Genomic DNA, 12,263 nt, shown 5'->3' on the forward strand with positions numbered 1-12,263 from the left:
AACGGACAACCCATGTCTCACACTGTTCGCCACCCGACACGGGACACGGTGCTCGCGGTGGCGGCGCATCCGGACGACGTCGACTTCTACGCCGGCGGCACGATCGCCAAGTGGGCAGCGGGCGGCAGCGATGTCGTCCTCTGCGTGATAACGGACGGCGATGCGGGGAGCGTCGCGCCGGGGGAGCCCCGCCACGAGCTGCCCGCACGGCGCCGATCCGAGCAGATCGCCGCAGCGCGGACCCTCGGCGTACGGGACGTACGCTTCCTCAACGACCTCTACCTCGACGACCTCGGCGCCACCGGCGACGGCACCACGTCCGAGGCCGGTCGGCCCTACCGGGACGGCCGCCTGACGGTGAGCACCGCCCTGCGCCGTGACCTGACGCGGGTCATCCGCCAGGTCCGACCGGGGCGCGTGGTGCTCCACTCCCCGTCGCGCGGCTGGGACGCCCTCGCCCCCTACCACCCGGACCACCTCGCCGCGGGCGAAGCCGCTCTGTGCGCCGTGTACCCGGACGCGGAGAACCCGTACGAGCATCCGGAACTGCTCGTCGAGGAAGGCCTACCGCCCTGGCAGGTCGACGAGGTGTGGCTGATGGCGCACCCCGACCCCGACCGCACCGTCGACGTCACCGAGTTCGCCCCCGTCAAGATCGCCGCCCTGGGGCAGCACGCCTCGCAGTCCGACAGCTTCGGCGACGAGCTCGTCCACGCGGAGCTGGTCGCCCAAGCCGAGGCCGGAGGCCTCGCCCCCACGCGCCTGGCCGAGCGCTTCCGCGTCATTCGCCGCCGGCTGCCCCCCATCTGAGGAAGAACCATGACCTCTGACAACTCGGCCTCGACACCCCGCGCCACCGCATCGGCGCAGTCGTCGCAGTCGTCGCCCCGAGACGTGACCGCCGTTCAGCACGCCATGCTGGTGACCAGTCTCAGCGCTCCGGAGGAAGGCTCGTACCTCCAACAGAAACTGCTCGACTTCGACGAGGTGTTGTGCGCCGGGACGCTGCGCGATGCGCTGGCCGCGCTCACGGACCGGCATCCGATGCTGCGCACGAGCTTCGACATGAGTTCCCCCTCACACCCCGTCCAGCGGACCGGGCCCGCAGGAGGTTTCCGACCGACACTGCAGGAGCACGATTGGCGAGGGTGCGACCGGAAGGAAGCCGACCGGAGACTGGCAGCGCTGCTGAGGGAGGACCGCCGCCGGGGGTTCGACTTCCCGGCCGGCCCTCCCACTCGGTTCCACCTGGTCCACCGGGTCGAGCGCTCCTCCACGCTGCTGTGGACCTCGCACCACGCACTGCTGGACGGGCGGAGCTACGCCCCGCTCCTCGCCGAGCTGATGGAGCTCTACGCGGCCTGCGCCGGCGGGGCGGAAGCCGGCGCCGCAGTGTTCCACGCGCCGTTCACGGCGTACGTCGACTGGGCCGAACGGCGGGACACCCGGGGCGAGGCAGCGGCCTGGTCGCGTGCCCTCGCCCCGGTGCGCGGGGCCACCACCCTGGGCCCCCGCACCGGCCGTGACGAAGGAGCGGAGCCCGTCTTTAGGACGGTGACCGTTTCCCTGCCGAAGACGTTCGCCGTCGCCTGTGACCGGATGCGGATGCCGCTCAACGACCTGGTGCACGCCGCCTGGGCGCTGCTGCTCCACCGGCTGTCGGCGGAGCGGGACGTCGTGCTGGGCTCGACGCGGACCTGCCGTGCCTTCCACCCCGACGGCCGGGACATGGTGGGACCGCTCATCAACACCGTCCCGCTGCGCAGCACGATCGGGGAGCACACCACCGGCCGCGGGCTCGTCCGCGTCCTGCGCTCCCGCGCGAGGCAGATGCGTCCCTGGGTGCACACCCCGCTGCCCCGCATCCGGGCGGCCGTCGATTGGCCCGCCGACCAGCCACTGTTCGACACCGTCGTGATGTACGACGACGACACGGCCGGGTCGCGACTGCGCTCCCTCGGCGGGCCCTGGGCCGAGCGGTCCTTCCGTCTCGTGGAACAGGCCGGCTTTCCACTGACCCTGTGCGTGCGCCGGCACGGAGACCTGTCCCTGGCCCTCACGCACGACAGGCGACGCTGGTCGGACGAGTCGGCGGACGCATTCCTCGACCAGGTGGTGTCGAACCTGCTCGCGATGGCCGCCAGGCCGGGAGCCCGGGTCCGGGACCTGCCGCGTCGTGCCGGGCACGTCCGAAGTGCCGCCACCGTCCGGGTCCCGACGGCGGTACGCCGACTCGTCGCGGCCGAGGACGACGGCCCGCTCGTCCTGTGCGGCCTCGTCGTCGCCTTCCTCCTCGGGCAGGAGGGACATCAGGACACCGTCGGCTGTGTGCTGCGTGCCGCGGACGACCCAGAGGGCACGGAGCACGAGGTCACGCTGGACCTGTCGGACATACCCGCCGGTACGACGGCGGGCGGGCTTCACCGGCTGGTGCGGCGGGCCCTCGGGACGGACCTGCCCGCCCTCGTCGGCGCGGCCGGGCACGGCCTGGTACTGGAATCCGCGGCCGGGACGTTCAGGATCACGGCCGACGCCTCGGGCATCCGCTGCCGCACGTCCGACGACGGCCGGCCGGACGAGGGGACGAGCCGCCGGCTCGCACGGTTCCTGCGGAGTGTGCGAAGTCCGGCGACCGACGTCACCCGGATCCCCCTGGTGACGGCGTCGGAGCGGATACGGCTGCTGGAGCAGGGACGCGGCACCGCCGACGGCCCGCCTCCGGGCACCTGCGTCACGGCACTCGTCAGCGCTCAGGCCCGCCGCAGGCCCCACGCGCCCGCGGTGCGGACCGGCGGGGTGACGTGGACCTACGGCGAGCTCGAGGAACGGACATCACGACTCGCGGGCGTGCTGACCACGCGGGGCGTCGGCCCCGGGGAGCTCGTGGGCGTCTGCCTGGACCGGTCGCCGGACCTCGTGGCGGTGCTCCTCGCCGTACTCCGGACAGGCGCCGGCTACGTGCCGTTGGACCCGGACCACCCACCGGCACGTCTCGCCGGCATCGTGGCGGACACCCGCATGCGGCTGCTGGTGAGCCGGTCCGGACTGCTCCGGGACGGGTGCCCCGGTGAGGTGCCCGTCCTGGAGCTCGACACCGAAGCCGACCGGATCGCGGCACAGACGGCGACCGACGTTCCCGACAGGGCCGCTCCCGACTCCACTGCCTACGTCCTGCACACCTCCGGCTCCACAGGACGCCCCAAGGGGGTCGAAGTCGGACACGGCGCGCTGGCCAACCTGTTGCACTCCATGGCCGAAGTCCCCGGCTGCACCGAACGCGACCACATGCTGTCGGTGACCACCGTGTGCTTCGACATCGCGGCACTGGAGATCTTCCTCCCCCTGACCCGGGGCGGCACGGTGACGATCGCCACGGCCGCGGAGACCCGGGACGGCTTCCTCCTGAAAGCCCGTCTGGAAGCCGAGCATCCGAGCCTGATGCAGGCCACACCGGCAACGTGGCGAACCCTGATCCACGCGGGCTGGACCGGACACCCCGGTCTCACCGTGCTGTGCGGCGGGGAACAACTGCATCAGGACCTGGCCCGGGAACTGTGCGCCAGAGCGGGGCGGGTGTGGAACGTCTACGGACCGACCGAGACCACCATCTGGTCGTCCATCGCACCGGTGCGGCCGGGCATGCCCGTACACATCGGACGACCCATCGGACGGACCCGCTTCCACGTGGTGGACCGCTGGGACCGCCTGGTGCCGCCCGGCACGGCGGGGGAACTGCTGATCGGCGGCGCCGGCGTGGCCAAGGGGTATCTGGGCCGCCCCGACCTGACCCGTACGCGGTTCGTGCCCGACCCGATCGATCCGGCGGGCGGCCGGGTCTTCCGTACGGGGGACCTCGTCTCCCGTACGGCGGACGGGAACCTCTTCCACCTGGGCCGTACGGACGGTCAGGTCAAGGTCAGGGGCTTCCGGGTGGAGCTCGGCGAAGTGGAGACGGCGCTGCGTGAACACCCCGCCGTCTCCGACGCCGCCGTGTCCGCGCACACCTCCGACGACGACGGACACCTGATGGCACACCTCGTTCTCGCCGATGCCGATGCCGATGCCGATGCCGGATCCGGGGCCGATGCCGGATCCGGGGCCGTGGCCCTCGGTGCCCTGGCGAAGGAACTCCGCGCGCACCTTTCGGCCCGGCTCCCCGCCTACATGGTGCCCTCCCACTACGTCCCCGTCCCCGCGCTGCCGTTGACCTCGAACGGAAAGCTGGACCGCAAGGCCCTGACACCTCCCCCCGCCAGGGGGCCCCGTCCCGCCGAACCCGCCGAGACCGCGCACCATGCGTCCGCCCGCGACGTCGAACGCGTCATCAGCGCGATCTGGTGCGAGGTCCTGGACCTGGACACGGTGCCCCCGGACGACGGCTTCTTCGACCTCGGCGGTACCTCCCTCCAGCTGATGCTGGTGACACGGCGTCTACGGGACTCTCTCGCCCCGTCCTTGAGGCACACGGACGTGCTCCGGCATTCGACAGTCCGGTCCCTGGCCGACCACGTACGCGGCGAGCGGTCCGGCCAGGGACGAGTGCGGCCTGTGCGCGGCCTCCATGCCTCGCGAACGGCGCTGGCGGCCGGCCGGAGGCGCTGACCCTCTCCGCACTCCGTGAGGAACACAGGCCGGACCGGAACACCTCCCGACCCACACCAAGGAAGTGCGACATGCACGAAGAAGAGCACACCAACCCCACCGACATCGCCGTCATCGGCATGGCCGGGCGCTTCCCCGGTGCCGACTCGGTCACGGCCTTCTGGGACGACCTCCGGGCCGGCCGCGAGGCCACGCGCTTCCTCACCGACGAGGAACTGCTCGCCGCGGGTGTCACCCCTGAGACCCTCGCCGATCCGCACTACGTCAGGGCGGTGCAGGGTCTGGCCGACATCTCGGGGTTCGACGCCGAGCACTTCGGCATCCCGGCGGACGAAGCCGAGATCCTCGACCCTCAGCACCGGCTGTTCCTGGAGTGCTCGGCAGCAGCCCTGGAGGACGCCGGATGCGACCCGGCCTCGTACGACGGCGCCATCGGCGTGTACGCCGGAGCCGGCGCGAACACGTACTTGCAGCACCAACTGGGCGAACGCTGGCGCACCGCGACCGTTCCGGGGCGCTACCGGCTGTCCATCGCCAACGACAAGGACTTCCTGGCCACCCGTGTCGCACACCGGCTGAACCTGCGCGGTCCGGCGATCGGTGTGAGCACCGCCTGCTCGACATCCCTCGTCGCGTTGCACACGGCGGTGCTGGGACTGCTCGCCGGTGACTGCGACGTGGCTCTCGCCGGAGCGGTCCACCTGGTCGTCCCACACGGCCGCGGATACACCCACCACAACGGCATGATCTTCTCCCCGGACGGCCGGTGCCGCACCTTCGACCGGGCGGCCGGCGGCACGGTCGTCGGCGAGGGCGTGGCCGCGGTCGTCCTCAAACCGCTGGCCCTCGCCCTGGAGGACGGGGACTTCGTGCATGCCGTGATCAAGGGCACGGCCGTCAACAACGACGGTTCCGGCAAGATCGGTTACACCGCCCCCGGGATCGAGGGGCAGGCGCGGGTCATCCGAGCCGCTCTGGACGCCGCACGGTGCACCGCCGACTCACTCTCGTACGTGGAGGCGCACGGAACCGCCACGTCCCTGGGAGATCCGGCCGAAGTGGCCGCACTCAACGAGGTGTTCGGACCGGGAACTCCGCGGTCCTGCGCCTTGGGATCCGTGAAGACGAACATCGGCCACCTGGACGTGGCTGCCGGCATGGCCGGCCTCATCAAGACGGTGCTGATGCTCAGGCACCGGGAACTCGTCCCCAGTCTGCACTTCCAGGAGGCGAACCCGAAGATCGACTTCGATGCCGGCCCGTTCTACGTGAACACCCGTCATCGAGCCTGGACGGAGACGGGACGCCCGCTGCGCGCCGGGGTGAGCTCGTTCGGCATCGGTGGCACCAACGCCCACGTGATCCTCGAAGAACCTCCCGTCCGGTCGAACGAGGACACGGGCGAGGCCGACGAGTTGCTGGTGCTGTCGGCAACCACCCCCACGGCACTCCACCGCATGACACAGGAGATCGCCGACCATCTGCGCGAGCATCCGGACCTGCCGCTGGGTGAGGTGGCTCGGACACTCGCCGAGGGACGCACGGCCCGCCCCTACCGGCGCGCCCTCGTCGCCAAGGACCTCTGGACCGCCTCACTCGGGCTGCCGCTCGCCCCCGCCATACACGCCCCGGAGCACGAACCCGGCCTGTTGTTCGTCCTCGACGACCGGATTTCCTGCCCGCGCGAACCGCTGGCGGATCTCTACGAGGAGAGCGGCGTGTTCCGGGCGGCAGTCGACGCCTGTCTGGACACCGCCCACCCAGGTCCCGCCGACGGACGGAGCGCGTTGTCGGCCGAAGACCGTCGCGCCGACTTCGTGGGCCAGTACGCCCTGGCGTGCCTGTGGCGGTCCTGGGGGGTAGAGCCCCAAGCCATCGTGGGCACGGGCACCGGCGAATGGGTCGCCGCGGCTCTTGCGGGGGTGCTCAGCCCACGCCGTGCGCTCGACGCCATGACCACCGGCGAGACCCCGACACCGCTCCGGGCGCGGGAGATACCGGTCTTGTCGCTCGCCGTCTGTCCGACGGGGTACGAGACCGGAACCGATGCCGCCGGCCTGCGGTCCGCACTCCTGACGAAACTGGGAGACCTCTGGAGCCGTGGCCGGCACGTCGATTGGCGTGCCGTCTTCGCGGACGGGAACCACAGGCGGGTGCAGCTGCCGACCTACCCGTTCGAGCGTCGGCGCTACTGGGCAGAACCCGGAACCGCCGCACAGGAAGCCACCTTCCCGATGTCCGCCGCCAAGTCCCCCGGCCCGGAGGACGCCGCGGCGCCGTCCCTCACACGGTTCGTACAGGACGCCGTGGCCGAGGTCCTGGCCCTGCGACCGGGAAGCCTGCCCGACCCGGACGCGGAGCTCGCGGACCTGGGGCTCGACTCCCTGGCCACGATCGAGCTGGTGGCCGATCTCGCCGGGCGGCTGGAGTGCGACCTATCGATGCCCGCCCAGGAAACCCACACCACCATCCGCGACATCGCGGAAGCGTTCGGTCGCTGCGCTTCCCATCCCCACCCGTGACACCTCCTGCACCTAGGAAGGTTTTCATGTCCGAATTTCTGACGGCAGCGCCCCCTGTGCGCTACAGCATCACCGGGTCCGGTCCGGGGCTGCTTTTCCTCCACGGAACGGGCGGAACCGCAGAGGCTTGTTGGGGGCACCTCGCCCGACAATTCGCGGACGATCGGACCATCATGATGGTGGATTATTCCGGAACGGGGCAGGAAGTCGACAAGAACGAGCCACTGACCCTTGAATTCCTGGCCGCGCAGGTGGCTGCTGTGATTCGCTCGACGGCCGACGGTCCCGTCGATGTCGTCGGCTTGTCCCTGGGAGCGGAGATCGCCGCCGTCGCCGCCGCAGATTACCCTGACCTGGTTCGGCGGACAGTCCTCATCGGGGGCTGGCTCAGCGCCGACGACTCTCGCCAGATCTTCAGTTTCGATTTTTGGCAGCGACTGCTGCGAAGTGACCGTGAACTGTTCAGCAGATTCCTCTTCCTGACCGGCCTGAGTCCCGGATGTCTTGGTTCTTTCAGTACGCAGCATCTGGAGGAAATGGTCGCCGGATCGTCGCTCGCACCGGACACGGATCGTCAAATAGCTCTTGACATGTGTGCGGATCTCAGCAGTCGGGCGCCCCTCGTCAAGAGTCCGACTCTCGTCGTGGGACTCACCCAGGACCAGATGGTGCCCGTCGAGCACAGCCGTGAGCTCCACGCCGCGATTCCCGGGAGCGAATACGCGGAGATCGACTCGGGCCACGTCGTCGTCTACGAGCGACCCGACGAGCTGGCTGACGTTCTGCTCAAGTTCCTGACCAAAGAATAAAAGAAAAGGAAAAGCACATGGGCGACAAGGGTGACAAGAACTACACCGCAGGTGACGTCGGTGCCTATTATGATCAACTTGCGGCCGAAGGAGTCCGGCTGTTCGGCCAGAGCATCCATCACGGGATGTGGGAGGCAGATTCGGACTCCTTCACCATGGCGCAGGACCGGCTCACCGATATGGTCGGCGAGAAACTGAACCTCCGACCGGGGTGGAGACTTCTCGATGTGGGATGCGGCAACGGACGCCCGGCGATCCGACTGGCGACGGGCGCGGATTGTAAAGTGACCGGAGTGACGGTGAGTCGGCGTGAGGTGGAGCTCGCGACACGGTCCGCTGCGAAGATCTCCACCGCTGCTGAGCTCGACGCGGATTTCATGTTCGCAGACGCGTCTTGCCTTCCGTTCGCCGGCAGCGTATTCGACGCCGCGCTGGCCATCGAATCGGTAATCCACTTCCCCGACAAAATCGAACCGCTGCGAGAGGTCTACCGGGTCCTTCGCCCCGGGGGGCTTTTCGTAGTGGCGGACATCACGCGCATCGAACACATTCCGGCCTCTGTCGAGAAGGAGGCCTCGGACCCTGCCCTGCCGATCGACATTCCGGAAACCGCCGAGGGACTGTGCACGGCCATCGAAGGTGCGGGATTCTCGGTGCTGGAGGTGGTCGATCTGTCGGACAAGGTGCGACGGAGTTACGACGAGTTCCTGGCTCCGCTCTCCAGGCCGGAAGCAGAAGGCATAGATCCTGAACTCGTCGAACGGATGAGGAAGGGAATTCCCAAGTATGTCGCTCTCGCGCGTCAGTACTTCGGGTACGGCATTATCGTGGCTCGTAAACCCGAAGGGAACTGAGTCCGACCTCCGACGATTCCGGTAGGGGCCGCAGCGCCTCCAGGGCCCCGACCGGACTCGGTCCGAGTCCGGCAGCTGCGGCTTCACGGGGGCCGGGCATTCATGCCCCCCTCAGCAACGGGCTTTGCTGGCAGCCCTCTTGCTCCGCGAGGGACGGACCGCCACAGCAGGCGAACTGATCGACGCGATCTGGGGCGAGGAGCCGCCCTCGCAGGCGCTGGCCGCCTTGCGTACCTAAGCCTCCAGACTTCGCAAGCAGCTGGGCCATCAGGTGCTGATCAGCGAGTCGGGCGGCTACGCCATCCGTCTGTCCGTCCGGGCCCTGGACACCACCAACGCCACGGCTCTGTGCATGCAAGCGGAAAGGGCACGCGCCGAGGGGCGACCTGGATCAGGGGCGGACCATGCTTCGAGCAGCGCTCGGGCTATGGGAGGGTGAGCCGCTCGCCGGGGTCCCGGGGCCGTATGCGGAAACGCAGAGAGCCCGCCTTGGGAAATGGCGACTGGAGACACTCGAAGCGTGCCTGGACATGGACCTCGCGGACGGCCGGCACGCCCAGGCGGTTTCCGAACTCACCGCGCTGACCGCGGCGCACCCGCTGCGCGAGCTGCTGATGCTGGCGCTGTACCGCAGTGGTCGGCAGGCCGAGGCCCTCGCGGTGTACGCGGACACACGCCGACTCCTCGCCGACGAGCTGGGGGTAGACCCGGGCCCCGAGCTCGTCGACCTCCAGCGCCGCATCCTGATGGCAGGGCAACTGCACTCTCCTCCGGCAGCCTTTCCAACTGTCGGCGACAGTGCCGGACTTCACGGGACGTGCGTCCGTCCAGGCAGAGCTGGTCCAGGCACTCACCGCAGAACGCGCAGGTGTGAAGGTGGCCGCCATCTCCGGCACGGGCGGGGTGGGAAAGACAACTCTGGCGGTGCAGGTCGGACACGTGGTCCGTCAGGATTTCCCGGACGGCCAGCTGTATGTCGACCTGCGAGCAGGGGAGCCGGCTGCCGCGCTCGGCTCAGTGCTGCGGACCCTGGGAGTGGCTGAGCGTGAGATCCCCGACAGCCTCGCCGCCCGCTCGGCGTTGTTCCGCTCTGTGCTGGAAGGCCAGCGTGTGCTGCTGCTGGACCACGCAGTGGAACTCTCGACGTCATGTCCCCGGACGAAGCGCTCGGATTCGTCACACGGATCGTCGGCGAGGGGCGGGTATGCGCCGAACTCGAAGACGCCCGGTACGTGGTTGCCGCGTGCAGCTTCCTGCCGCTGGCCATCCGCATCGCCGCCTGCCGGCTCGTCGCCCGCCGCACCTGGACGATCGGGGTTATGGCGTCACGGCTGGCCGACGAGACACGCCGACTGGCCGAACTACAGGCAGGCGACCTGGCAGTGAAGACAGTCCTCGAACGCGGTTACGCCTGTCTGGACGCTGAACAGGCGTGCGCCTTCCGGCTGCTGAGTTCATCCACCAGCCCGTTCATGTCCCTGTCCGAATCGGCGAGTCTCCTCGACCGTGACCTCGCCCAGGCGGAGGACCTGCTGGAAAGCTGCCGCTTCTGCGGCTCAGCGCGAGCGGGCCCGTCGAGGACGACCCGCTCGCGCTCCTCGGGAGTCAGCCGGCCCCATCAGTGAGCGGTCTGCCTCAGCTCCGCATTCGGCGTCACCGCTCGCCCGCAAGGTCCAGATCGCCGGCCCGCGGCTCGATCGGCACCGGTTCCACCGCCTTCGGGCGACGCCACGGGTGGGCGATGGGGCGCGAGATCGGACGCCACCACGGAACAGTCGGAAGGGGGCCGGCAGGCTCGAACGGCTCACCGGGACGCGGAAGGGCGACCGGCTGGCCGGCCTCCTCGGCGGCGTCGACCGTCCACTCCCCCGGCTCCGCCCAGGCGTGGGGGGAGAGGTTGAAGGTGCCCCAGTGGATCGGCAGCATCACTCCGTGCGGGGTCCCGCCCTGGAGGTCGAGGTGGGCGCGCATGCCCTCCTCCGGGGTCATATGGATGTCCGGCTACAACCCGTCACCGGCCGCCGGAGCCAGGGCGGCGAAGATCCCCGCCTCGATCATCGACCCCAGGCCGATGTCCACAGCGTCGAACACACCCAGGTGCCGCTTCAACTCGTACGTGCCCGCAGACTCCGGCGCCGCACCCATCACTCGCTCCCCAGCCACACTCCGGCAGACGTACCGGCGCACCGCATAGGAACAAGGTGACGAGACGAGGTCCGGTCCCGCTCACGGCGGGGCCAGGCAGGCACCGACACGGATGGCAAGGCCCGCGGCGGGCCGGAGCGGACTTCCGGCCCGCCCGGTCTCACCCGACCGATCAGACGCCGAAGTCGGCGACGATCCCGGACAGGCCGGAGGCGTAGCCCTGGCCGACTGCGCGGAATTTCCACTCGGCGCCGCTGCGGTAGAGCTCGCCGAAGATCATCGCGGTCTCGGTGGCGGCGTCCTCGGAGAGGTCGTAGCGGGCGAGTTCGGCGCCGCCGGCCTGGTTGACGACGCGGATGAAGGCGTTGCGGACCTGGCCAAAGCTGTGGCCGCGGGCGTCCGCGTCGTGGATGGAGACGGGGAACACGATCTTCTGGATGTCCGCGGGGACGGCGGCCAGGTCGACCTTGACGACCTCGTCGTCGCCCTCGCCCTCACCGGTGAGGTTGTCACCGGTGTGCTCGACGGAGCCGTCGGGGCTCTTGAGGTTGTTGTAGAAGACGAAGTGCCCACTGGAGGGCACCTTGCCGGACTCTCCGACCAGCAGGGCGCTGGCGTCGAGGTCGTAGTCGGTTCCGGTGGTCGTGCGGACGTCCCAGCCCAGGCCGACCAGTACAGCGGTCAGGCCCGGCGCCTCCTTGCTCAGCGAGACATTGCCGCCCTTGGACAGGCTCACACCCATGTCGCATCCCTCTCGTGGCCGAAGCCGGGTAGCCGAGTAGCAGAAACCGAAAACTACATTAATGTAGAAGTTGGGGCGGGTCGCGAGGGCGCGGCCGTGCTCTGCCGCGGACCCCCATCAGTACGATGAACCGCCCCGTGGAGGTAGACGGGGCCGGGCCACGGGAGGTTGACGGCATGACGGACCAGATCGACAGCAGCGCCGACGAGCCCTCCCGGCGCCGGGGACAGGGCGAGTTGGAGGCCCAGGTGCTGGCCGCGCTGCACCGGGCTCCGGGGCCGGCCAACGCGGGCTGGGTCCAGGAGCACCTGGGAAGCGGGCTCGCGTACACCACGGTGATGACCATCCTGACCCGTCTGCACGCCAAGGGCGCCGTCAGCCGCAAGCGGGCGGGCCGGTCCTTCGAGTGGACTCCGGTCGCGGACGAGGCCGGTCTCGCCGCGCTGCGCATGCGCAAGGTGCTGGACGCCGAGTCGGACCGGGAGGCCGTGCTGGCCAGCTTCGTCACCGCCCTGTCGCCCGGCGACGAGAGGGTGCTGCGGGACCTGCTGGGGCAGACGACGGAAGAAGGAGAAGGGGAACGCTGACG

General features: G+C 69.8%; 7 protein-coding genes and 3 pseudogenes. 7 read left to right on the top strand and 3 right to left on the bottom strand.

The window, feature by feature from the left end; translation table 11 throughout:
• Positions 1-12 precede the first annotated feature (12 nt).
• The 6 genes and pseudogenes from ABT123_RS18095 to ABT123_RS18120 all read left to right on the top strand — a co-directional run.
• A complete protein-coding gene (locus ABT123_RS18095) occupies positions 13-810 on the top strand; it encodes a PIG-L deacetylase family protein (protein ID WP_351315114.1) in 798 nt (265 codons plus the stop codon).
• A gap of 9 nt (positions 811-819) precedes the next feature.
• Positions 820-4,602, top strand: coding sequence for a non-ribosomal peptide synthetase (locus ABT123_RS18100; RefSeq protein WP_351315117.1), 3,783 nt, complete (start codon positions 820-822; stop codon positions 4,600-4,602).
• A 71-nt stretch (positions 4,603-4,673) separates the two neighbouring features.
• Positions 4,674-7,124, top strand: coding sequence for a type I polyketide synthase (locus tag ABT123_RS18105; RefSeq protein ID WP_351315120.1), 2,451 nt, complete (start codon positions 4,674-4,676; stop codon positions 7,122-7,124).
• 26 nt (positions 7,125-7,150) lie between these two features.
• On the top strand, positions 7,151-7,933 hold the full coding sequence (locus ABT123_RS18110) for an alpha/beta fold hydrolase (RefSeq protein ID WP_351315124.1): 783 nt from the start codon (positions 7,151-7,153) through the stop codon (positions 7,931-7,933).
• A 17-nt stretch (positions 7,934-7,950) separates the two neighbouring features.
• The gene (locus ABT123_RS18115) at positions 7,951-8,787 is read left to right on the top strand and encodes an SAM-dependent methyltransferase (protein WP_351315127.1); all 837 of its coding nucleotides are present in this window, start codon (positions 7,951-7,953) and stop codon (positions 8,785-8,787) included.
• A 109-nt stretch (positions 8,788-8,896) separates the two neighbouring features.
• Positions 8,897-10,412: pseudogene (locus ABT123_RS18120) on the top strand (AfsR/SARP family transcriptional regulator); the annotation flags it as partial.
• Positions 10,413-10,440: 28 nt separating this feature from the next.
• Here ABT123_RS18120 and ABT123_RS18125 read toward each other — a convergent pair.
• The 3 genes and pseudogenes from ABT123_RS18125 to ABT123_RS18135 all read right to left on the bottom strand — a co-directional run.
• Positions 10,441-10,788, bottom strand: a pseudogene (locus ABT123_RS18125) (MBL fold metallo-hydrolase); the annotation flags it as partial.
• Positions 10,789-10,791: 3 nt separating this feature from the next.
• Positions 10,792-10,932, bottom strand: a pseudogene (locus tag ABT123_RS18130) (amino acid permease); the annotation flags it as partial.
• A 172-nt stretch (positions 10,933-11,104) separates the two neighbouring features.
• Entirely contained in the window at positions 11,105-11,674 is a 570-nt protein-coding gene (locus ABT123_RS18135) for a TerD family protein (RefSeq protein WP_351315130.1), read from the bottom strand.
• 176 nt (positions 11,675-11,850) lie between these two features.
• On the opposite strand from ABT123_RS18135, the gene ABT123_RS18140 reads away from it, so the two are divergent.
• Positions 11,851-12,261 carry a BlaI/MecI/CopY family transcriptional regulator gene (locus ABT123_RS18140; protein WP_351315133.1) on the top strand — a complete coding sequence of 137 codons (411 nt, stop codon included), beginning with the start codon at positions 11,851-11,853 and terminating at the stop codon, positions 12,259-12,261.
• Positions 12,262-12,263: the final 2 nt, after the last annotated feature.

The sequence above is a fragment of the Streptomyces sp. NPDC002054 genome (genome assembly GCF_040296685.1).
Lineage (GTDB): Bacteria > Actinomycetota > Actinomycetes > Streptomycetales > Streptomycetaceae > Streptomyces.